The organism is Methylobacterium sp. A54F (genome assembly GCF_053346035.1).
In genome coordinates this window covers 580,387-599,741 of the sequence record NZ_JBKFBF010000001.1, presented here as the reverse complement: position 1 = coordinate 599,741, position 19,355 = coordinate 580,387, and the positions used below count along the sequence as shown (strand labels likewise).

Sequence of the window (19,355 nt, the reverse complement as noted above, 5' to 3'; positions counted from 1 at the left end):
TCAAACCAACACTGAGAGGAACCCGATGGAGGTGGAAACTCGAACCGTCCACGGAGCGAAGTGCTTCACGGTTCTGGTAGCCGATAATGGGCAACATGGTATCCAAGTCCGAGGCCCGCGCGGTGAAATAGTGGCCATCATCGTGTTGAAGGACCCGTCCTCAGAGAATGCTAACGCGGTGGCCGCATTTCTTGAAGACAAGACCGGCTTCGTCGTCACTCGCGATTATGGGTAACCTATCTCGCGGCGATTACCCATGGGCTGCATTGAGCGCTAGGACGTGCCGTGCTTCCTCCTTGCATGACCCGATCCGAACTCGCTGCCCGACTCTTGGCCAAGCACCCGCATTTGACCGCCCGCGAATGTGACTCCGTGGTGAGCTCCATTCTCGGCCGCATCACGGATGCCTTGGTGGCGGGGGATCGCGTCGAACTGCGCGGCTTTGCGGCCTTCACCCTGAAGGAGACCTGGGCTCGGGCAGGGCGCAATCCGAAGACGGGTGCTGCTGTCGACGTCGAGGCCAAGCGGGCCGTTGTGTTCAAAGCCGGGAAGGGGCTGCGGGCGAGACTGAACTCTCAGGATCCTGAGACGCCGGATCAGATCGTGGCCCAGACACTAGAGGCAGAGTGAGGGCATCCAACCATTGCGTGCAGAGCGTGCGAAGTTCTGTATGGCTAACGGCCGCTTCCCGCCTGCAGGAGCCCTGGTCCCGTGTCAGACACCATATCGACCAGCCTAAACATGCTTCGGTTCCAGGTGTGTTGGGCCAGCACGCACACTGTTAAAAGGCTCGAAACCGAGGCTGATCTGCACCTCAGATGCCTTGAGGGAAATTCCGATTTCGCCCCCGGGTGGAATAATGCCCTGGGGGAGATACGTGCGAAGATCGCTGTCCTCGGCATTAAGCTGCGTCGAGAGATCGCTTACGGCGCACCCTCTCGGCTTGAGGTTTACGAGGCACGCACTGCAGCGACAGCGCAGATCGAGCGGATCGCATCGCTCGTCGCGAGCACGCAGATGAGCAACCCCTCACACGCTTTCGATCATTGAGCACTTGCTGATCATGGGCTGGCGGGGGGCGTACCGTGCCCACACGGTGGGCGAGCTGATACGCAACGGGGTTCGTAAGGCTCAGCATGTCGGCAGTCGGTTAGCTGCCGGTTCCGTGGCACCAGATGGGCCTGTCCCTGAATGGGAGCCCGAGACCCCCGATCAGGTCGTAGTCCGAATGCTATAGGCGTCGTGAGGCTGATCTGTGGCTTGCCCAGAGGCTGAGCCTCAGTGATCAGTGCCAGGCCTGTTCTGCCGCGGAGCCTCCCCATGATGTTCCGTGAAGCTGGAGCGGGCTGGGTCCCCCTTAGATTTGGCGACTCGGCCTCGGAGGATTAATGCAGCCGTCACTACAATCACCAGCGTCACGATTGCGAGCATGGGGATCAGCGTGTCGTTGTCCATGGCTGTCTCCTTCCCAGAATTGTTTTCAGGAGAAGTAGGCAGCGAGCTCAACGTTCCTGCGGCTGCAAGGACCGCGACAACGAAGCGCTTGGATGGCCGGCGGCCCGCACCGCCAACGGGGTGAAGACCGGGGCCGCCGCCCGCTCCGAACCGCGTCAGTCAGGCGAGCGCGAACGGACGTCCATATGGGTTAAGGTGCTGTCTTGCTCTGCTAGCTGCGGCCAGATGTCTCTGCCGGAGGCGGCTTCTATTCCATCGTCGCTGAAAAAGGAGATGCCGGTACCAGCAATTGCCACATGGTCTTGAGGCATCGGGGAACTCTGGCCATCCCACAGTGCTTTGTTCCTCGCCAAAACATCGGAGGAACGCAATGAAGGTTTCCACCCTGGTCGGGGCCGTCGCCGGCCTCAGCCTCATGATCGGCTCGGCTGTCGCAGCTCCCTGCAACACGAGTGCCGCGAAGGACAAGACCCCGAACCAGCAGTCTACGAACCAGAAGAGCTCGGACGTCGACCAATCGAGTAAGAACCTCGCCGGCGGTCAGCAGCCCGCTTCGCCCGGTACCGTCGGCGCCATGAACAACGCGGGCGCCAACCAGATGGCGGCTCAGACGAGCTCGGGTGATCAGAAGAAGGGTGCGAACGGTACCGATCCGGCGAGCAAGAACCTAGCCGGCGGCCAGCAGCCTGCCTCGCCTGGCACGGTCGGCGCCATGAACAACGCCACGCCCAACCAGGGGGTCGGCAAGGACGACAACTGCTAAGCACCAAGCAGTCTGCCCTCATAAGAGCCCGCTCGGCACCCGCCGTAGCGGGTTTTGCTATGGGCTTGACGAAGAGCCGGCCAGTGCGGCGGGCCGCCAAGGCTTCCCATCGTACTGACCGGCTCCCCGTTAACATCGGAGTTGAGCTTGGAAGCTCACTAAGCCAACTGAGGGCGAAGCAGAAGGTTGCCGGCTGTAGCCCCCTCCGTCAGTTTGGCCAGCAGCGGCGACCACCGCGGCCTAGATGAAAGCCACGCGGGCAAGCCCGGCCGAAGTAACCGCCTCGCTGACCGCCAGGGCGACAACCACCGTAGGGGCCACGGTGACCGTAGGGTCCGCAGCCGCCGTAGACCTGAACGACGTTGGTGTCGGGGGCTGGAAGAGGCGCCAGTGGCAAGGCTGAGGCTGGTGCAACCAGAACGGCGGCGAGTAGGGCAGCCGGGATGAGCGTCTTGAGCATTGCTTTCTCCCTATCGATGGGCCGAGCACCGTTGGCACGGTCCGCTAACAGCTTAGCAGCGACTGAGGCCGGCGAGAGCTAGACACCCGATCAGATCATGGCGCGGATGCTGAAGGCTTCGTAAGGGTCAGCCTTTGATGGCGCCGACCACCATCGCAACCACAAGCACTGCGGCAATCAGGGCTGGCGTAGCCCGATCACGCCACGGCCTGTCACGGGTGAACAGGGCTGCGATCAAGATCGAATAGACGATGACCGCGCCCATTCCTTCACCCAGCAAGGCGACGGCGAATAGGTTGAGCCAATCTGCTAGGGGCCGAGCGCCGCTCGTGTAGAGGAACAGGCCCGCAAAGGCGAAGTAGCCGGGGAGGCCCGGCATCAGTCACCGGGACTGCGGGCCACCCTGCGTCTCCCTCTGATGCTCCCGCCACATCAGTGCGAACAGGAAGCAGTTCAGCACGGTGGCGGCCGCGATCGGCGGATAGAGCGTCGTCAGCGTCATGGCGCTGCCTGCAAGTCGACCGACTCCCCGTTCAGGTAGAAGGGTCTTTGAAGCGAACCCCTGAGCCTACTTCATCGGTGGCACGAAACACGAGAACCCCTGCAGCTTCGAAGGCGTCCGCGATGTCACGCAAAGTTCGTTCGTAGGGGTTGCGCTTGCCGGTTTCAAAATCGGCCAGCGTCATTTTTGAGACCTGAGCCGCGGCAGCCAACTCCTCACGGGTCCATCCGAGAAGCGCACGGCCAGCCCGGCACTGAGCCGGAGTTACACATTTTTCGCCCAACGTTGTATCTCAGAGTTGACTTGGATCCAACCTTGTATTTAATATCAGACATCAGGCCGCGAAACACAAGGTCGCACCGATGTCCGCCACCCGCTCCCTGTCATGGTCCGCTGCTCTTCGCAATCTCAAGGCTGATCGCGCCGTGGTCCCCGCCGGCCTCGCTGGCGCCCGCACCCTGGCGCAGACCTACAGCCGCACTCGCAACCTCCCCCTCGTCGTCGCCGGCCGGTTCGACCGCCGCGCCGTGATGGCCTGCGCCGTCCTCGCCGCGAAGGCTCATCAGGAGCGCACGGGCGCCACCTGGGCTGCCTCGATGTCGGTGGCGCTCAAGGCCACTTGGCAGGCCGCCCATGCCGCCCGCCGCGTCGCTGCGCACTGAGGAGCCATGCCGATGCTCCCTCTTCCGCTCCGCGCGCCAGCTGATCGCCTCCGCCACGCTCGCGAGGATCACGCTGTCTGTCTGCGTCTCGCGGCGTCCTACCGCCAGCGTCTCGCCCGCGGCGAGCGCGGCCTGACCGAGCAGCACGCTTGGGCGCTGGCCCACTGCAAGGCGCTACGCGGACGGTTCTCCGACCTCTCACGGCCGACCTGAGGGGCATACCGGATGGCATCCCCCTTCGCGCCTGAGGCTCGCCCACCACCGGCCTGAGCCATCGTCAGATGCAAGCGCAGACTCTGCGTTCGCATACCTTCTGATCCCACCGAACCTGCCCTCACGAGCCCATGCCGGAGCCCGAACGATGTCGCACGCCCTGATCCGTACCGTTGCCGCCGCCCCTCGCGTGATTGAGCATGTCCCATTCCACTGTGATCCAGTCCTCGCCGCGATCGACGCCCACGACGAGGCGTGGTCGGTCTGGCAGGTGGCGTCTGAGGCCAACCTGCTGCCGGCCCATGCTGCCATGGAGCAGGCGCTCGCTCGCCTGCTGGCCACCCCCTACGCCACCCGGTTCGGAGCCGTTGCCCTCCTCCGCCATCTGCGCTGGCACATCGAGCACGACGGCATCACGGATCAGGCCGTGCATCAGCGGGCGGCTGATACCGCCCTGTACCTGAACCTCGACTTCCCGCCGGTCGACGTGCCGCGCTCGCGCCTCGCGCCTGTCCTGCGCGCCCTGAGCGGCGCGGGCGAGGCGGTCGCTGCCCTTGTCCTCATCGTCGGCGGCATCGCCCTCACGGGGTTCGCCTCGCTGATCTGAGCCCGTCCCCCTCCCTCACGGCGGGCCGGACGGCTCGCGATCCATAGGAGTATCCGTGATGCGCAATCCCCTCGCCCGCCTCGCCAGCAGAGACGAAGCCAAGCCTACCCTGCGCGAGCGCGCTGCGGCCCTCAAGGTCTCGGCCGCCCGTGTGATCCGTCGCAAGCCGATGGTGTGGCCGGCGCCGGGCTCGGACGAGGCCAAGGCCATGGCGGCCGCCGCCCGCGCCGAGGCTGATCGCGTCGACCAAGCGGCTCGGCTCGGCTACCCGGACCTGAAGCGCACCACCCTGGAATGGTGGACCAAGGACACCCTGTGGCAGGCTCTTGAGGCCGGCGACATGTCTGCCGCTCAGGTAGCCCCGCTCTACCAGATGGCAGCCGAGCGAGAGTTGCGGATCGAAGCTATGGCCGTCCGTGCGAAGGTCGGGGCACTGCAGGCCCTAGCTGATGCTGAGGGCTACCCGATCCCCGAACATGCCAAGGTGGACGAGGCTCACGACAGCCTCCGGGAGTTCGGCCTTGCGCAGATGGTCGTGGCCTTCTTCGGCGAGGAGCCCATCGACCCGCTTCTAAATGGCGACATTGCCCTGCGCGACCGGGCCCGTTCCATCCTTGCGGTTGGCGCCGATGCGGATGCCGAACTGATTGAGATTGGCCGGTGCTGGCAGCAGGCAGTCAGGACGTTCGAGGAGGCGGACGTTGCGTTCGCCAAGGTGATGGATTTCGAGCCGAAACGGCCGAGGGAGCTGAACGTGCTCAGCTTCGACGTCATGAACGACTTCCCCAGGCCCAAGACGATCTGCAACCACTTTGGCTGGTACGAGCAGGAGCACGTTGAGGAGCTGCGCGCTGCCCCTCGCGTGTCCGTCTATCTTGGCGGACCACGGGAGGGATACATCCGAGAGGATGGCTCTTTCGTCAAAGTGAACCAGCACGCTCAGAAGCGTGCCGAGACCATCATCGCGGCTTGGGACCGCTATCAGGCCGAAATTGCCGCTTGGGAGGCGGAGCACAACGTGGCTGCGGTTAAGGCCGCGGCACTGACCGCCAACGACGTTCTAGAGGACATGATCCGGCGCGCACGCTCCTTCCGAGCCTCGACCATGGCGGGGCTGCTCGTCAAGGCGACGATCGCTGCGAAGCTGGTGGGCGACGAGTGGGCCGATATCGAGAAGGAAGCGCCCGGCCGAGACATCATGGACAGCGAGTCCATGCTCTGGAACCTGCTGCCGGACGTGCTGAGCGTCGTCGGTCATCCCGCGGATGTTGTGCGCGAGGCGGGGGCCTGACTGTGGGCACCGTTCACACTTTCCCTGCGCGCCACCGTGGCGCGCTCAGCCGAGCCGAGATGCGGACACAGATCGAGGAGGCGGCGCAAGCCGCCCTCGACACCGCCGATCAGCTCATCGCCATCCTCGACCGGATCGACGGGGACCCAGACAGGGAGGAGGGCGGCGACGCTGAACCTTCCCTCGGCGCCCCCGATGGCCATGAGAACCAGGTCGTCTGGCTGCGCGGATCCGACCGCGACCTTGAACTCCCCCAGCAGGATCTCCGCTCGTGAAAGCTCGTCTCACCATGCGCGCCGCCCTGGCGCTTGGTCTCGCGCCCGTGGCTCGTAGCATCGGCCGAGGTCGGCGCTGGTGCTGTTCGCTCCTTGACCGTGCCGGGCATGAAGTCGGCCGGGGCAACGTCCTCACGGCCGCCGGCCGCCTCGGTCTCTACCTCGTGGGGCTGTGATACCGACCGCTCTGCCCCTTGCCCGCGTTCGAGCAGGGTTGCAACTTGCGATAAGAGACATTCTCGATGGTTTGGCTCAGGGCGAGTCGCAAGGTCCGTGATACAACCAAGCCAGGGCTATAAATGAGGTTCGCCCGTGTGCCCGTGCTGCCAACTTGGCGAGACGGGCCGACGCTAAAGATTAAGTGTTTCCTTCAAGAAGGCCCTGCACGATGGCAACACTTAGAGGTGCGCAGTGAGCAGAGGGCCCGGCAGAGTGGAGCGTGCGATTGAGGCGGCGTTCATAGCGCAGCCGAGCGCGACGTTCTCAATCGCGGACCTCGGCCCTATCGCCTATCCGGGGCTCAACCAGGTGGAGAAGCGGCACCGCGTTGCGATCCTGCGCGCGGCCGACAAGGTGGGGAAGCGCCTTTGGTGGAGCGGTCTCAGAAGCGAGCGCCCTGGCGGCCCGATCATCTACTGCAACCTGCTTGACGTACGTTCGTACACCCTCGGCCGGCTGCGCGCGGATCATGTCGCAGGAGCGGAGCCCCTAGACCGCCTCGAAAGCCTTTTGGAGGAGCCGCGGTTCGGCGATCCGCGGCGCCATTGGTCTCAATGGGATCGGATGCAGCCCGGCGGGGCCTACTGGATCCACGTTGAGATGGCGAAGGCTCGGAAGACAGGAGACTTAGCCGAGGTGGAGCGTCTGCGCGTCGAACTGGAAGCCGGCCTCCGGCGCCTCATGGCTGCCAAGTATCCTGAAGCGTACGGAGCCGCCGATGCCTGAGGTGCTTACCGTCGACGTTGCCGAAAACATTTCGCCAACGTTGCCCGCTGAGGCCGCGGCCCTCGTCCGCACCTACCAGCGCGCCAGCAAAGCCGACGCCACGGTGCGGGCCTACCAGACCGATGCCCGCCTATTCGAGGCGTGGTGCGCTCGGTACGGCTTCCGCTCGTTGCCCGCGAGCCCCGAGGCCGTGGCTGCCTTCCTCGTCGCCGAGGCGGAGGAGGGGCGGGCCGCGTCGACCATCGGCCGGCGCCTTGCCGCGATACGGTATGCCCACAAGCTCGCCGGCCTGCCGGACCCAACCAACAACGAAGGCGTGCACGCGACCGTAAAGGGGATCCGGCGCCGCGTCGGCACGGCCCCGAACCAGAAGGCTGCCGCAACCGCCGACCTCGTGATGATGATGCTCGCCCGCACGCCCGACAACCTTACGGGTAAAAGGGATCGGGCGCTGCTGGCGCTCGGGTTCGCAGGGGCATTCCGACGCTCCGAGCTGGTGGCGCTCGACGTCGCGGACCTCCGTGAGGATCCTGAGGGCCTGCGGGTCATCGTCCGCAAGAGCAAGGTCGACCAAGAGGGTAGGGGCTTCGAGAAGGCCATACCGACCGGCAGGTTCATCCGGCCGGTGGCGCTCGTCCGCGAGTGGCTAGAGGCAGCGGAGATCACGGAGGGCCCGGTGTTTCGGCCGATCTCGCGATCGGGCAGGGTGCGGGGTCAATCTGGGCAAGTTGCCCAGAATGAAGCGAGCGAAGATTTTGTCGCAAGTTGCGCCAAAATTCCCCCGCGCCTGACCACGCAATCCGTCGCCGCGATCCTGAAGCACTACGCGACGGCGGCTGGGCTCGATGCCTCAACCTTCGGGGCGCACTCGCTGCGGGCCGGCTACGTCACGACGGCGGCTGAGCGGGGCGCGGATCTCGCCCGGATCATGGATCAGTCGGGCCATCGGGATCCGCGGGCAGTCGTCGGCTACATCCGCCGGGCGAACGCGTTCAAAGGGCACTCGGGCAGCGGATTTCTATAACGCTGGGGTTGGCACCACCGTGTAAAGCCATCGCCCGTTGCAGCTCAAATAATGAGACAAAGGCTGCTAGGAACGGGCTATCGCCTTTGGCCTCTAGCATCGCTTCGATATGGTCGAGCGCCTGCGCCAGCATCGTCCGCAGCGAGGCAGGTCCCGCCCGCAGCCGCTTGCCGTGAATGTCGAGCCACACCTCAATCTCGTCGACCATATTCTGTCCCACGCCACGTTGAGCCAGGAGGTCGGCCCGCAAGCAACGCACTGCAATCAGTAGCAGCAGAACGTCGGCGCCCGGATCCGTGGCTCGTATCCACCCCGCACCAGCAAGGTAGCGCGCGAGCGCAGAACGCACCCCAGCTGACGCGAATGGAGCCGTGCTACTACTCGACTGGTGTTCCTGCGCTCCGAGCCAACATGGCCTTGCGCCGTACCGACACTCGCGCCACGCGCTTGCGCCACCAGATCACCAACCCCGTCATGCCGAGCATCGTGACCGTGAGGCCGGTCAACGCGATCACGATGCGGCCCGGCAAGCCGAAAAGCTGGCCCGAGTGGAGGGGAAACAGCGTGTTGCTAAATATATCGCCTGCGCCGGTGGCAGATGCGCTGCCGAAACGACCGACAACCTTGCCGGTTCTACCCTCAAGAAACACGTTCTCCTGACGCAAATCGAACCATTCGGTTTTGGCGTCGGGATAGCCGAAGCCGACGCGAAAAACGTCCGTCTCACGGTCATAGCCGATGAACGAGAGTCGTAAGTCGCTGTTGGACGGGGGCAGACCGTCGCGGGCCGCCGTCGAGGCTTGCGTGAAAGTCATTGGTCTCTGTTCGGTGAAGTGCTTTGGAAAATTAGTTGGGAAAGGTGTCACCCGAAGGAAGAGGCCGAGGACAGGATTAAACACTTCACGGGGCAAGTTGAGATAGACGCTCGACAGCGCCAGCATCGCAAGCACGGCCCAGAACCATAGTCCAAAAGCGCGGTGGACGTCGAAATTTAGCCGGTACGCGCTGGCGCGCGTCCTGATTTGCCATGCTGGTCTCCAGCGTATCCACCAACCCTTTGGGTGATCTCGCCTGCCGCCCCGTGTGTTGGTCGGGCGCATCGGGAAGGTAAGGTAGGCTCCGACGAAATTATCGAAGAACCATAGCAGGGCGGCTCCGCCCATCAGCCAGACACCCCAAACACCCGGTAGGTGAAGAGAGGTGTGCAAGCTGTAGAGAAACGGCATCAAGCGTCGCGCATCGAGCCCTGCCGTGCTGGCATCCCGTGCACCGAGGAAACGGCCATCGTAGGGATCGATGAAGGCCTCCGTCATCGCCTCCAGCGTAGATCCCTCTGTACCGGCCGGGAGGACGCTGGCCGTCACCGCACGATCCAACTGTTCGGAGACGGTGAGACCGGTGACGATGTAACCGGGTAGACCGGCTTCGATCCGCTCGGCGAGTATGTCGAGGTCTAGCCGTTCGACCTTTCGTGGCACGACGGTCATCAGGTCGGCGTTCAGCCATGTGTCAAGTTCGGAGTAGAATGCCAGAAGCGAACCCGTCAGGCCGGCGACAAAGAGGAATGCGGTGATCGATAGACCGGTCCAACGATGCACGGCGGTCCAGAATTTCCGCATGGCACGACTCGTCGGTGCAGGGCCTCAGAATTTAAACTGCAGCGAAGCATAGAACGTCCGGGGAGCGCCTTGATAGAGATAGCCGCGCTGGGCCGACTCCCAGTAGCGGGCGTTCGCAATGTTCTCGATGTTGAAGCGGAAAATCGTCGGTATATCGAATGCGGTGAAAGCGTAACGGAAGCCGGTGTCCAGCCTAGTCCATGCCGGGATGAACAGGGTATTGGCCTGATCGAAGAAGGCCTTATCGGTATAGATGACACGGCCGGTCAGCGTCAGTCCCGGAGCGAACGGCACGTCGTACTCGCCGTTGAGCGTGACACGTGAGGAGGGAGTGCCAGGCGCATGGTTCCCGTCGTATATGCCATCCTGCGTTCTGGAGAGGCGGGCGTCGAGCAAGGTGAAGCCGCCAATCAGTCGCGCACCGGGAGCCACCTCGCCGAACACGTTGAATTCTAGGCCGCGATTGACCTGCTGCCCGTTGACCACAAAAACATTGGCGCTGTTGGTCAAAGCGGATGGAACAGCGATTTCAAAGGCCGAGAAACTGGTACCGAAATGCCCGAACCAGTCTAGCTTGATGCCTGCCTCCATCTGCTTCGCGACAAAAGGTGGGAACACCTGATTGGCGTTGGCAGTCCCGAGCGGCGCAATGGGTCCTTGCTGCAGGCCCTCGATGTAGTTGGCGTAGAGCGAGACGTTGCTCAACGGCTTGATCAACACCGCGTAAGTTGGGGTCAACGCGGTTTCATCGTAACCGGCCGAACCGACGTTGACAGAGGCAACCCGCTGCAGCCGACCCCCAAGCGTGACCAACACGCGGTCTTCGAGGAAACCTAAGGTGTCGCCTATGGCAACGCCGGTGAACTCGTTATGACGGTTCGGTACATCGACGACTGGTAGCCTACCCGGTGCCGGTGCGTAGGTGGGGGTATACAGGTTCGTATCGGGCGGATTGTCGAGCTGTGCCTCACCGTACCGCGCATCCGCATAGGTGTGGGTCGCCGAGATCGAGGCCTTGTGGCTGATCGGGCCGGTTAGGAAGGTCGAACGGATACCGCCCTCGAATGTATCGGTGTCCTCTCGGAATTTATTGGTATAGGTGTAGGGACGCGTCACTGATCCGAAGTTGTCTGAGAGCGTCTGGTTCGCGAGCGTCGAGTCCGACGCGTTGCGGCTAAAACCATACGCTAAGAATGCCGTGGCGCTCGGGCCGAGATCAAGCTCAGCGCGGGTTGCACCGTAATAGTGATCCGAGGCGTATCTCTGCCAACGCTCGGCGGTGTTGCCGCCCGGCTTTGGTGCTCCTGGAATGCGGGTGACGCCGGTATCGATCAGGTAGAACGGAAGCTCACCTCTACTCGCTTGTTGCTGGTAGCCCAAGTCCGCTGTCATGCGGAAGCCATTGCCTCTATAGTCAAGGCCGAGCGTAGCCGCACCAAGATCCTTTGTGTTGTTGTCGAACGGGGTTTGTCCATTAAGAAATGCGCCGTTAAAACGAATGCCGAACTCCTTCTGCTCCCCATAGCGCCGGCCGATGTCCACATGCTCCTCGAATAGCCCGCGTGATATGAAGCTTTGCGTATAGGTGGTGATCGGCAGATCGGTGGCGCGTTTGGGCACGTAGTTGATATATCCGGCGACCGAGCCTGTCGGGGGGATGCCATTCAGCAGCGCATTGCTGCCCTTCAGCACCTCGATCCGTTCGATGCCGTAGATCGGCTGCTTATTGGTGTCGACGACACCGAATAATCCGTCGAAGGCTGCATCGTTACCGAAGAGATAGAGACCGCGTATGTTAAGCGTTGTACCATAGGAAAACGGACTTGCGTTCAAGATAACCGATGGATCATTCGTCAAAACTTGCTCTGGGAAAAAAGCTTGCTGATCTTGTATAAACCGATTTGTAAAATTGGTTGTGTTGAAGGGCGTGTCGAACACACTGACGTTTCCGAACAGGCCGAGCCTGCCGCCACTCGCCACTTGGCCACCAGCATATGGAGCCGGCAGCTGGCCAATCGTACCAGTCGGCGGGAGTTGGCTGGCGCCTCTCTCACGCTGCGCCTCAACCGAAAGTTCTTCTAGGCTCACGGCATTCGCTGGACCTAGTGATCCGAGTTGGACATAGCGCGGGTTCACAAGCGTAATCGTCGAGCTTCCGGCTGAACGGTAGGTCAGGCCCGTGCCGTCGAGCAGCTTGGCCAGTGCGTCGAGCGGGCGGAACTCGCCCTCGATGCCCGAGGTCGTGATGCCCGCGGTCAACGTCGTCTCGTAGGCGAGCTTCAGGGCCGCCTGCTCGCCGAGCGCCGCCAGCGCCGGTTCGAGTGGCCCCGGCTCGATCGACACGCGGACGCGCGCGGTCGAGATCTCACGGGAAAGCGTCGATCTCCCCCCGGTCACGGGGACGATGCTGACCCGATCCCCCGTCCCGACGAGCGCCGATCGCGCGATGTTCTCCTGCGCCGCGAGGGCTTGGCTCATCGCGATCAGCGACACGCCCGCCATCGCCATCCGCTGCCATGCGGCACCCCGAACCCACACCACCATCTCGTGCCCCCGTCTTCCGCGAGGGTGGTGCGCTTCGCGCCTTCTCGTCCCTCATTTAGAAAGACAAACGAGCCTCGAACAAGCGAACGTCGCCGGACGATTTTTTTCGAACTTTCTTCGGGCCTTCATGACGCGGCTCGGACGAAAACGAGGACCGGGGTCAGCCGAATGATCCTAAGCCGCATGCTCGTAGCCAGCACGTCCAGGGCGTCGTCGGTGTCCCGCAGGTCGAGAGTGCCGCTGAACGGCCGGGCGCCGAGCGCGGCGTCGAGCAGCACGATCCGCCCGTGCCGATAGCGGTTGAGGTCGGCCAGGACTGCCGAGAGCGGCTGCCCCGAGGCGACGAGCTTGGCCTCGCGCCAAGCGATGGTCTTCTCCACGTCCCCGCGTGCGGCAACCAGCCGGTCGTCCGCACCGCGGCGCGCGATCTCGCCCGCCCCGATCGTTGCACGCCCGGCCTCCGTCGCGGCATCCACCCGACCTTCGGCCACTCCAACCGGCTCGGGCGCACCATCGGCGCGCACATAGAAGCGCGTCCCCACCGCGCGCACGCTCAAGCCGCTGCCGCGCACCACGAACGGTCGGTCGTGGTCGGGCACGACATCGAACACCGCTTCGCCGCGCAGCAGCTCAACCCCGCGCTCGCCGAGCGTGTAGCGCAGAGCCAGCGCCGTGTCGGTATTAAGATCGACTCGGCTGCCGTCCGCGAGCATTTTGGTCTCGAAGCCGCCGACCCCGGTCCAGGCGTCCGCGCGCAGGCGGTCGATCAGCCCGGTCTCGTAGGCGACGAGCCCGGACAGGCCGAGCGCAGCGGCGAGGACAGCGAGACCCTTCGGCTTCCCACGCTTGCGCTCGCGCGGATCGGGCACGCGACCCAACGTGCGGTGCCACTCGTCCAGCTCAGCATAGGCTTCGGCGTGGGCCGGATCGGCCGAGCGCCAGACATCGAACGCCTTCCGGTCCGCCTCTGTCGCGTCGGAGGACGACAGGCGGGCCACCCAGATGGCCGCCTCCTCGTAGATCGGGTCGTCCTGGGCTTCGTCCGACGCCTCGGGATCCCTGCGCTCGCCCATGCCGATCAGCTGCCCGCCACGCTTGCCCTACTGATAACGACAAACGAGGCCGCAGAAACCGAACGTGGCGGATCAGAAAAAGTCGCGGCAGCGGCGGTGCGTATCGAGCACGGCCTTCGCGACGTGCTTCTCGACCATGCGCTGACTTATCCTGAGGCGGGCGGCGATCTCGCCGTTGTTGAGGCCGTCGAACACGCTGAGCAAGAACACCTCGCGGCAGCGTGGGGACAGCGCGTCGATGGCTGCCGCGACTAGGCGCAGTTGTTGGCGGGCGATGACCTGCGCCTCGATCCGCACCCGTGCGTCGGCGATCTCGGTCACGTCCATGTCAGTCATGGACCGGAACAAGCCCGCCTCGTACCGGCGACGCTGGCCAAGGGTGACAGCAACGTTCCGCGCGAGGTGGAACAGGAAGAGGCGAGGCTGTTCGAGATCGGTAATGGCCAGCGCCTTGAGAAGGCGCAAATAGGTCTCCTGTGCAGCATCGGCGGCGTCGGAGGGATCGCCGAGGACGCGCAGCAGATAGCGTTGGAGGTTTACCCCCTCGCTTCGATGCAGAGCATCGATTGATACTCCCCGCATGACACCATTCCCGGAAACTCTCCGATCATTCGCACCATCGCCTGATCGATGAGTTAATAGGAGCCGCTCAGGAGCAATTTATGCAAGCCCTGCAGTAGTTTATATGGTTTCTAAGTTGCTCGCCCGGCCGAGAGACAAGTCCTTGTATTTCTGCCAGAAACGTTCCCGATCACCGTTCCGTGCGATCGGCTGCTTTGTTCCTAGGACCATGTGAATTCACCCGCTCTGTTGCTGCACCGCCACATGGTGCGCAGCGTGCCTCTGATCCGGGCTGAGACGTTATCCAGGGGTGAACGAGGTTTGATCTCGAATGGATAGCGTGATGCTGGAGCAAGCTGCGTCTCGGGGTAGGGGGGAGCCCATCAAAACCGAAGTTGCACCCGATGTCCCGCGCTGCTGCGAGCCACTGCGCGGCGCCTTCACAGGTCCGACGATAGTGCCTGACGGGCCGCTCAGCGCCTGGCTCTATGCCCATTGCCAGCCCTACCTGCAGGCGGCGCTGGATCGGGACATTGGCACCCACGACCTCGATGACGTCTGGGCCATGATCCGGGCCGGGACGGCGCAGCTCTGGGTCACACCCAACTCGGCCACTGTCTCGGTCATGGAGACGTTCCCGCGCAAGCGGATGCTGATGGTCTGGCTCTCGGGCGGGCGGCTTGAGGAGATCCTGCAGGTGGAGGCGGACATCCGCACCTGGGCGAAGGCGCAGAGCTGTGATCTGGTCTGCGTCACGGGGCGGCGGGGATGGCTGCGGGCGCTGACCGGCTACAGGGAAGCCTCAACCGCTATGGTGCGGGCCTTGTGACGAGGCCGAGCGAGTATTTGACTGTGACGGAATATGCTCGGTGAACGCGTTCAAAGAGCCTTTAGACCGTTAGATATTGTGAGGATGCCATGGATTTGACGCTCCCCCCATCGTTTCATGGGACCACAGACAAGGCCCGAATGGAAGACAAGCTAGAAATTGTATTTGATCGCCTCGTGCCTGATGCTTGGGTTCCCGGGACGACCATCTATATCAAGCATCCATCTGACCAAGTGACCGAACTTGAGCGCAGCGAGGATCCCAAAGACGACAGTTTTGCGTATTACCCAGAGAACGGCATGACGTGGCATATCAAGGTGACGAAATGCGCGGAGAACCGGGCCCGGGTTGACTTGGAAGAGCAGCATGTTTGGCACCTTAACGACAGAGATGCTGAGTCCAAAGGGAGGTCATAGATGGCTCGGCGATCAGGCAAAACGGAGAAGCTTCTTCACGCAGCGCACTGCAAGGCCGAGATGCGAGGCGAGTCCTCCTCCTTCTCGGATCGGTGGGAGGCTGAGGCGCGCGAGAAGCTGCCAGACGAGTTGGTGGTGCTCACCGCCGGGCGCGAGCTGCTGCCGAGCGACGACTTCACCAGTTCCCGGGATGCGTCGCCGTACGACACCCTCGCCAAGCCCGATGCCGTCGCAGCCGATGCCAGCCGCGAACGCCTCAACCTCCTCAACGAAGCCGACGCGCTCGCCCTCGGCCTTGACCTCGCGGACAGCGCCCAGGCGCAAAACAGCCTGGAGAAAGCCTTGCTCCACCAGATGGGCACCACCCACGCCGCGCACCTCAAGATGGCCGCGCAAATGAACCGCCTGCTCGACAGCATGGCGAAGCTCGAACCCTACGGCTGGAAGAACCTGCCCACGGAAGCCTGTCGCCTCGCGGGAGCCATGACACGCCTCGCTGGCGCCTATCAGGGCGGGATGACCACGCTGCAGCGGGTCCGCTCCGGAGGCCGACAGACCGTGATCGTGCAGCACACCTACGTGGGTGACGGCGGGCAGGCTGTCGTAGCCGGACAGGCCAAGGGAGGGGGGCAGCCCCGGCGTCGGCAGAGGCGTGGGGGCACCCCGTGATCTCAGGCGGCGAACCCCATGCCCCGTGTGGATGCGAACGGCTGCGTGGCGCCTTCGCTGCGCCTCGATGTGGGGCACGGCGGCGGGGCGGCGGAAGCTGCCTGCAGCCTGCGATGCCGAACGGCCGCTGCCGCTTGCACGGAGGCAAGAGCACGGGCCCGGTGACGGCTGCGGGGAAAGAGCGCTCTCGGCTCTCGGGTTGGCGGCACGGGCACTACACTAAGGAGGCGGTGGCTGAGAGACGGGCGGCCCGTCAGACTCTCCGCGAGGCGATCCGGGCGCTTAGGGATTACCGCCACCTCATCTGAGCCGGCTTGTTGAGAGATGTTGAGGCTGATGAGGTACTTTCAGGCGAGATTGAGCAGACGGCCGAGCTTTAGAGCGGCTTCTTCCGATGCAATTCGCGCGAGGATCTGCACATCATCCGGATTGGTGCCACACCGCTCGAAGAGGAAATACCCCGTCGAGTCGGCAGCATCCTCGCCAGTTGCGGCGATGATCTGGCGTGTCAAAGGGGCTATGCACAACCTTGTGTCCTCTTGGGACTCTGTGCTGAGATATAGGGCGTCCATCCGAGCTTCCTCCGCATGCCTGAACAAGCCACTCACGTTATGCGCCCGCGCTGCGAACTGCGGGCTCGAGAGTTGGCCGACTACATGGCCGCTTCGGCACAGCGAAAGCGCACGGTGCTCCGCGATGCAAAATATCGACCCGTCGCACGCGTTCTGAACCATTCCGACGCGCGGGTCACGATAGCCGCTTGGCTCCGCGAGGGCGATGGCGACATAGAGACCCTAAGAGACAAGGCCGAGTGGTTCCGCACGCGGATGACTACCGGCGAGTTCGAGGCGTATCAGAACCAGCACAACGCTGATTACGTGGACGCCTTCGCTGACATCTGCTCCAAGCTCAACATCCCGGCCTGCGAGATGCGTCCGTCCAACGGCAAGCAGGCGGTGACACTCAATGGGACAAGCGTAATCCACAATCCCGACCTCTTGCTGCGTCGCGTGACGCGCAAGAACACGGTCAAGTCTGGCGCTCTGTACCTACGCTACGCAAAGGGCAAAGAACTGAACCCCGCTGCAGCGGAATGGCAGAGCGCTTTCGCCTACGGCTTTCTGGCTGGAATGCCTCCCGAGGCTGATTGCGAGCCCGAGCGCAAGCTTTGCCTGACAGTTTGCGCTTACAGCGGCAAGGCAACTGAGGCGCCAACAAAAAGCACGTACATGTTCAAAGAGATGGCAGCGGCCTGCGCCTCGATCGCGGATCAATGGCCGAACATACAACCGCCCCCAAATGCCATTCTCTGAGTGCTAGGACTCCTCAACCGCACGCCTCGCGGCTTCCGCCCATCCTTGAGCGTGCTGGTTTGCAGCCGCTTTATCGCGAGCATCAAGAGCTTGGCGGATGGCGTCATATTCGGCGAGGTAGTCCTCAGCCAGGCGGTTGGGCCCCATCGCTGAAACCTTCGACGCGGCCAGGATCGCGGCGACCATCTTGTTGACGTCACTCATCCGGTTCGCTCCTGTCTCTGTGCCGAGCCTACCGTTGTTGCGGGCGAAGCGCGAGCAAAACGTGCCTGAGCTACGTCGTCACCTTAGTCGTGTTGAGCGCTCTGGAAGCTAACACCCTGCCCGGTCGGGTCCATGGGAAACGGGAAGAGGGTCGGTTCATGTCCGAGGAAAAGGCCGCTCGTATCGACTATTTCAACACCATCGTAGGGCTGATTTTCGCACAGCTTTACGAGAACTTCCCGATCCCAACTGACCTCGATGAAGAGGCAATAGCCGATGCCATGGGCATCGAGAAAAAGGTGCCCAAAGGGTTTGATGCAAGCGAGGGGGTTTACGAATTTGGCTTGCTACCCTCAGGCGACTCCTTCCATCTGATCCTAAGCGCTTCCCGAGAGTGGCTGCGGGACGAGGGCTTCATTAGGGCCGGGGGAGAAATGGCCACGGTCGAGCCAGTTCTAACGAGCAAGGCACTCGCCATCATGAGCTCTACGCCCGCGGGCCTCACTCCGGACAAGCCCGGCGAGACCTTGGGGAAACAGATCGTCGGCGCCGCGAGAGGGGCAGGCAAAACGGCGGGTAACGCGGCGATCGGCAATCTGGTTGGCCAGGTAATCGGAGGCGTAGCTGGTATCGCCAAGGGCCTGATGTTCTAGGTCAGCTCGGTTCCTCTGTGAGGCTTGCGGCGGATGCCATGATGGTGTCGTAGATGCTGCCCAAGGCGCGTCCGGTCACGCCGATGGTGGCGGCCGCTTGCTTGCGCGCGATGCTGGCCGCGATCGGATAGCGCTTGGTCAGGTAGGCGAGGCGCTCGGGGTTCACGCTGGCGGGGCACGGCAGGCATTCGAGACTGTCCCGGTAGCCCTGGGCATACTGCTCCGGCAGGCTGAGGCCGTGCTCCGTGATGTAGGCGTAGACGTCGGCCTCAGACCAATCCTTGAGAGGAAGGACGACTTCGACGTGTGGCGGGAGCTGTCCCTGCAACCCGCCTGTAGTGGCGCCCTTGTCGTCGTCTCGCTGGCCGTGGATCAGCGCGCATCGCTCGCCCTGGGCGATGATGTAGCTGTTCAACGGCACCTGACGCAGGGCGTAGCAGCAGGACGGCCACGGCTGCAGGCGCGGCTCCTGGCGACCCGTCACGTTGTCGACGGGCACGACCTCGGCCGGCAGGCCCGCAGCTCGCCAGTGCTGGGTGATGTGCGGGGCCTGGATCTCCTCAAGGCGCCAGCCCTTCGCCGCGTACCCGCGAATGAACTCGGCCATGTGCGGAGCGGCGTGCGAGACGCGCACCCAGAGGAGCGTGACCTTCTCGCGCCAAGGCTCGCACATGTGGGCGAGGGTCACGGCCTCCTTGCCGCCTGAGAAGGCGAGGAACACGCGATCATGCCGGCCGAATACATCGGACAGCTCCGTTCCAGCGATCGGTGCGGGCGTTGGCGCGGTCTCGGCTTCCGCGAGGGGGCTGAGGATCAGCGCGCCCCAGAGGGTCACGTCGGAGAGCTCGGCCGGCGCCCCGTCGCCTAGGAGCCGGCTGCCATCCCACGCGAGGAAATGGCCCTTCATCACGGAGCCGGCTGCCTGCCCGGGCGCCCACGCACCGTAGAGCACGGCGCGCTGGCCGCGGATCAGCCGCTTGAGGCGGTCGGAGGGGAACAGGGACAGCCGAGCCTGCGTCACGTTCGGGCGCTCGTCCGTGGCGACCTCCGGATGCTCGCGAGTCATCACGTAGCTGGCGGACGTACCGGCAGCGAACAGCGGGCCAATGGCTTGCTGAGGCGCGAACCCGACGTTGAGAGGCAGGTTCGGCAGGCCGGTGGTCGGATTGCACGGGTAGCCAAGAGCCTCTGCCACGCGCTCGTAGGACCAGCTCAGGGCCGTCGCGAGGGCCGCGATCATGCAGTCGTCGTGGCGGCGCTGATGAACGATGTGGACG

Annotated in this window: 25 protein-coding genes; 14 read left to right on the top strand and 11 right to left on the bottom strand. The window is 63.6% G+C overall.

The genetic code is table 11. The annotated features are described in order from the left end of the window. Positions 1-300: 300 nt before the first annotated feature. Both ACLBXP_RS03015 and ACLBXP_RS03010 read left to right on the top strand, forming a co-directional pair. On the top strand, positions 301-630 hold the full coding sequence (locus ACLBXP_RS03015; protein WP_447666070.1) for an HU family DNA-binding protein: 330 nt from the start codon (positions 301-303) through the stop codon (positions 628-630). A 1,195-nt stretch (positions 631-1,825) separates the two neighbouring features. Next, positions 1,826-2,218 (top strand): exopolysaccharide production protein YjbE, encoded by a 393-nt coding sequence (locus tag ACLBXP_RS03010; RefSeq protein WP_447666069.1) that lies wholly within the window; start codon positions 1,826-1,828, stop codon positions 2,216-2,218. 208 nt (positions 2,219-2,426) lie between these two features. On the opposite strand, the gene ACLBXP_RS03005 is transcribed toward ACLBXP_RS03010, so the two are convergent. From ACLBXP_RS03005 to ACLBXP_RS02995, 3 genes are all read right to left on the bottom strand, one after another. Continuing rightward, on the bottom strand, positions 2,427-2,678 hold the full coding sequence (locus ACLBXP_RS03005; protein WP_447666068.1) for a GCG_CRPN prefix-to-repeats domain-containing protein: 252 nt from the start codon (positions 2,676-2,678) through the stop codon (positions 2,427-2,429). Positions 2,679-2,805: 127 nt separating this feature from the next. Then, positions 2,806-3,057 carry a hypothetical protein gene (locus tag ACLBXP_RS03000; RefSeq protein WP_447666067.1) on the bottom strand — a complete coding sequence of 84 codons (252 nt, stop codon included), beginning with the start codon at positions 3,055-3,057 and terminating at the stop codon, positions 2,806-2,808. A 154-nt stretch (positions 3,058-3,211) separates the two neighbouring features. Next, on the bottom strand, positions 3,212-3,463 hold the full coding sequence (locus ACLBXP_RS02995; RefSeq protein WP_447666066.1) for a helix-turn-helix transcriptional regulator: 252 nt from the start codon (positions 3,461-3,463) through the stop codon (positions 3,212-3,214). A gap of 142 nt (positions 3,464-3,605) precedes the next feature. Here ACLBXP_RS02995 and ACLBXP_RS02990 point away from each other — a divergent pair, with 142 nt between their 5' ends. The 6 genes from ACLBXP_RS02990 to ACLBXP_RS02965 all read left to right on the top strand — a co-directional run bounded on the left by ACLBXP_RS02990 (position 3,606) and on the right by ACLBXP_RS02965 (position 8,197). Then, entirely contained in the window at positions 3,606-3,842 is a 237-nt protein-coding gene (locus ACLBXP_RS02990) for a hypothetical protein (protein WP_447666065.1), read from the top strand. Between the two features lie 361 nt (positions 3,843-4,203). Beyond that, positions 4,204-4,662 carry a hypothetical protein gene (locus ACLBXP_RS02985; protein ID WP_447666064.1) on the top strand — a complete coding sequence of 153 codons (459 nt, stop codon included), beginning with the start codon at positions 4,204-4,206 and terminating at the stop codon, positions 4,660-4,662. 58 nt (positions 4,663-4,720) lie between these two features. Further along, positions 4,721-5,953, top strand: coding sequence for a hypothetical protein (locus ACLBXP_RS02980; RefSeq protein ID WP_447666063.1), 1,233 nt, complete (start codon positions 4,721-4,723; stop codon positions 5,951-5,953). A gap of 59 nt (positions 5,954-6,012) precedes the next feature. Continuing rightward, on the top strand, positions 6,013-6,228 hold the full coding sequence (locus ACLBXP_RS02975; RefSeq protein WP_447666062.1) for a hypothetical protein: 216 nt from the start codon (positions 6,013-6,015) through the stop codon (positions 6,226-6,228). A 432-nt stretch (positions 6,229-6,660) separates the two neighbouring features. Then, on the top strand, positions 6,661-7,173 hold the full coding sequence (locus ACLBXP_RS02970; RefSeq protein ID WP_447666061.1) for a hypothetical protein: 513 nt from the start codon (positions 6,661-6,663) through the stop codon (positions 7,171-7,173). Beyond that, positions 7,166-8,197 carry a site-specific integrase gene (locus ACLBXP_RS02965; RefSeq protein WP_447666060.1) on the top strand — a complete coding sequence of 344 codons (1,032 nt, stop codon included), beginning with the start codon at positions 7,166-7,168 and terminating at the stop codon, positions 8,195-8,197. Before ACLBXP_RS02970 ends, ACLBXP_RS02965 begins: the two co-directional genes overlap by 8 nt. On the opposite strand, the gene ACLBXP_RS02960 is transcribed toward ACLBXP_RS02965, so the two are convergent. The 5 genes from ACLBXP_RS02960 to ACLBXP_RS02940 all read right to left on the bottom strand — a co-directional run bounded on the left by ACLBXP_RS02960 (position 8,166) and on the right by ACLBXP_RS02940 (position 14,015). Continuing rightward, positions 8,166-8,405 (bottom strand): hypothetical protein, encoded by a 240-nt coding sequence (locus tag ACLBXP_RS02960; protein ID WP_447666059.1) that lies wholly within the window; start codon positions 8,403-8,405, stop codon positions 8,166-8,168. The two genes, ACLBXP_RS02965 and ACLBXP_RS02960, sit on opposite strands and share 32 nt — an antisense overlap. A 169-nt stretch (positions 8,406-8,574) precedes the next feature. Continuing rightward, positions 8,575-9,816: a PepSY-associated TM helix domain-containing protein gene (locus tag ACLBXP_RS02955; RefSeq protein ID WP_447666058.1), complete on the bottom strand. Its 1,242-nt coding sequence runs from the start codon at positions 9,814-9,816 to the stop codon at positions 8,575-8,577. Between the two features lie 24 nt (positions 9,817-9,840). Further along, complete coding sequence (locus ACLBXP_RS02950) at positions 9,841-12,360, bottom strand: TonB-dependent siderophore receptor (RefSeq protein ID WP_447666057.1); 2,520 nt, start codon at positions 12,358-12,360, stop codon at positions 9,841-9,843. 125 nt (positions 12,361-12,485) lie between these two features. Continuing rightward, positions 12,486-13,433, bottom strand: a complete 948-nt coding sequence (locus ACLBXP_RS02945; protein ID WP_447666056.1) for a FecR family protein — start codon at positions 13,431-13,433, stop codon at positions 12,486-12,488. 72 nt (positions 13,434-13,505) lie between these two features. Next, entirely contained in the window at positions 13,506-14,015 is a 510-nt protein-coding gene (locus tag ACLBXP_RS02940; RefSeq protein WP_447666055.1) for an RNA polymerase sigma factor, read from the bottom strand. Positions 14,016-14,337: 322 nt separating this feature from the next. Between ACLBXP_RS02940 and ACLBXP_RS02935 the strand changes: the two genes are divergently transcribed. From ACLBXP_RS02935 to ACLBXP_RS02920, 4 genes are all read left to right on the top strand, one after another. Beyond that, complete coding sequence (locus ACLBXP_RS02935; protein WP_447666054.1) at positions 14,338-14,823, top strand: hypothetical protein; 486 nt, start codon at positions 14,338-14,340, stop codon at positions 14,821-14,823. A gap of 89 nt (positions 14,824-14,912) precedes the next feature. Continuing rightward, complete coding sequence (locus tag ACLBXP_RS02930; RefSeq protein ID WP_447666053.1) at positions 14,913-15,239, top strand: hypothetical protein; 327 nt, start codon at positions 14,913-14,915, stop codon at positions 15,237-15,239. Continuing rightward, the gene (locus ACLBXP_RS02925; RefSeq protein ID WP_447666052.1) at positions 15,240-15,908 is read left to right on the top strand and encodes a hypothetical protein; all 669 of its coding nucleotides are present in this window, start codon (positions 15,240-15,242) and stop codon (positions 15,906-15,908) included. Then, positions 15,905-16,216 carry an HGGxSTG domain-containing protein gene (locus tag ACLBXP_RS02920; RefSeq protein WP_447666051.1) on the top strand — a complete coding sequence of 104 codons (312 nt, stop codon included), beginning with the start codon at positions 15,905-15,907 and terminating at the stop codon, positions 16,214-16,216. Before ACLBXP_RS02925 ends, ACLBXP_RS02920 begins: the two co-directional genes overlap by 4 nt. Before the next feature lie 39 nt (positions 16,217-16,255). Here ACLBXP_RS02920 and ACLBXP_RS02915 read toward each other — a convergent pair whose 3' ends face one another. Then, positions 16,256-16,420, bottom strand: a complete 165-nt coding sequence (locus ACLBXP_RS02915) for a hypothetical protein (protein WP_447666050.1) — start codon at positions 16,418-16,420, stop codon at positions 16,256-16,258. 75 nt (positions 16,421-16,495) lie between these two features. On the opposite strand from ACLBXP_RS02915, the gene ACLBXP_RS02910 reads away from it, so the two are divergent. After that, a complete protein-coding gene (locus ACLBXP_RS02910) occupies positions 16,496-17,221 on the top strand; it encodes a hypothetical protein (protein WP_447666049.1) in 726 nt (241 codons plus the stop codon). A gap of 3 nt (positions 17,222-17,224) precedes the next feature. On the opposite strand, the gene ACLBXP_RS02905 is transcribed toward ACLBXP_RS02910, so the two are convergent. After that, positions 17,225-17,425 (bottom strand): hypothetical protein, encoded by a 201-nt coding sequence (locus ACLBXP_RS02905; protein WP_447666048.1) that lies wholly within the window; start codon positions 17,423-17,425, stop codon positions 17,225-17,227. Between the two features lie 158 nt (positions 17,426-17,583). On the opposite strand from ACLBXP_RS02905, the gene ACLBXP_RS02900 reads away from it, so the two are divergent. Beyond that, positions 17,584-18,078, top strand: a complete 495-nt coding sequence (locus ACLBXP_RS02900; RefSeq protein ID WP_447666047.1) for a hypothetical protein — start codon at positions 17,584-17,586, stop codon at positions 18,076-18,078. Position 18,079: 1 nt separating this feature from the next. Here the strand turns inward: ACLBXP_RS02900 and ACLBXP_RS02895 are convergent, their stop codons facing one another. Continuing rightward, complete coding sequence (locus ACLBXP_RS02895) at positions 18,080-19,318, bottom strand: phosphoadenosine phosphosulfate reductase domain-containing protein (protein ID WP_447666046.1); 1,239 nt, start codon at positions 19,316-19,318, stop codon at positions 18,080-18,082. Positions 19,319-19,355: the final 37 nt, after the last annotated feature.

Excerpts from the sequence above, each read along its gene's own strand:
- ACLBXP_RS02935 (WP_447666054.1), top strand. The coding sequence starts at position 14,338 with ATGCTGGAGCAAGCTGCGTCTCGGGGTAGGGGGGAGCCCATCAAAACC.
- ACLBXP_RS02965 (WP_447666060.1), top strand. The coding sequence starts at position 7,166 with ATGCCTGAGGTGCTTACCGTCGACGTTGCCGAAAACATTTCGCCAACG.
- ACLBXP_RS03000 (WP_447666067.1), bottom strand. The coding sequence starts at position 3,057 with ATGCCGGGCCTCCCCGGCTACTTCGCCTTTGCGGGCCTGTTCCTCTAC.
- ACLBXP_RS02910 (WP_447666049.1), top strand. The coding sequence starts at position 16,496 with ATGCCTGAACAAGCCACTCACGTTATGCGCCCGCGCTGCGAACTGCGG.
- ACLBXP_RS02945 (WP_447666056.1), bottom strand. The coding sequence starts at position 13,433 with ATGGGCGAGCGCAGGGATCCCGAGGCGTCGGACGAAGCCCAGGACGAC.
- ACLBXP_RS02950 (WP_447666057.1), bottom strand. The coding sequence starts at position 12,360 with ATGGTGGTGTGGGTTCGGGGTGCCGCATGGCAGCGGATGGCGATGGCG.
- ACLBXP_RS02955 (WP_447666058.1), bottom strand. The coding sequence starts at position 9,816 with ATGCGGAAATTCTGGACCGCCGTGCATCGTTGGACCGGTCTATCGATC.
- ACLBXP_RS02975 (WP_447666062.1), top strand. The coding sequence starts at position 6,013 with ATGCGGACACAGATCGAGGAGGCGGCGCAAGCCGCCCTCGACACCGCC.
- ACLBXP_RS03005 (WP_447666068.1), bottom strand. The coding sequence starts at position 2,678 with ATGCTCAAGACGCTCATCCCGGCTGCCCTACTCGCCGCCGTTCTGGTT.
- ACLBXP_RS02980 (WP_447666063.1), top strand. The coding sequence starts at position 4,721 with ATGCGCAATCCCCTCGCCCGCCTCGCCAGCAGAGACGAAGCCAAGCCT.
- ACLBXP_RS02900 (WP_447666047.1), top strand. The coding sequence starts at position 17,584 with ATGTCCGAGGAAAAGGCCGCTCGTATCGACTATTTCAACACCATCGTA.
- ACLBXP_RS02895 (WP_447666046.1), bottom strand. The coding sequence starts at position 19,318 with ATGATCGCGGCCCTCGCGACGGCCCTGAGCTGGTCCTACGAGCGCGTG.
- ACLBXP_RS02925 (WP_447666052.1), top strand. The coding sequence starts at position 15,240 with ATGGCTCGGCGATCAGGCAAAACGGAGAAGCTTCTTCACGCAGCGCAC.
- ACLBXP_RS03015 (WP_447666070.1), top strand. The coding sequence starts at position 301 with ATGACCCGATCCGAACTCGCTGCCCGACTCTTGGCCAAGCACCCGCAT.
- ACLBXP_RS02930 (WP_447666053.1), top strand. The coding sequence starts at position 14,913 with ATGGATTTGACGCTCCCCCCATCGTTTCATGGGACCACAGACAAGGCC.
- ACLBXP_RS03010 (WP_447666069.1), top strand. The coding sequence starts at position 1,826 with ATGAAGGTTTCCACCCTGGTCGGGGCCGTCGCCGGCCTCAGCCTCATG.
- ACLBXP_RS02905 (WP_447666048.1), bottom strand. The coding sequence starts at position 17,425 with ATGAGTGACGTCAACAAGATGGTCGCCGCGATCCTGGCCGCGTCGAAG.
- ACLBXP_RS02940 (WP_447666055.1), bottom strand. The coding sequence starts at position 14,015 with ATGCGGGGAGTATCAATCGATGCTCTGCATCGAAGCGAGGGGGTAAAC.
- ACLBXP_RS02985 (WP_447666064.1), top strand. The coding sequence starts at position 4,204 with ATGTCGCACGCCCTGATCCGTACCGTTGCCGCCGCCCCTCGCGTGATT.
- ACLBXP_RS02960 (WP_447666059.1), bottom strand. The coding sequence starts at position 8,405 with ATGGTCGACGAGATTGAGGTGTGGCTCGACATTCACGGCAAGCGGCTG.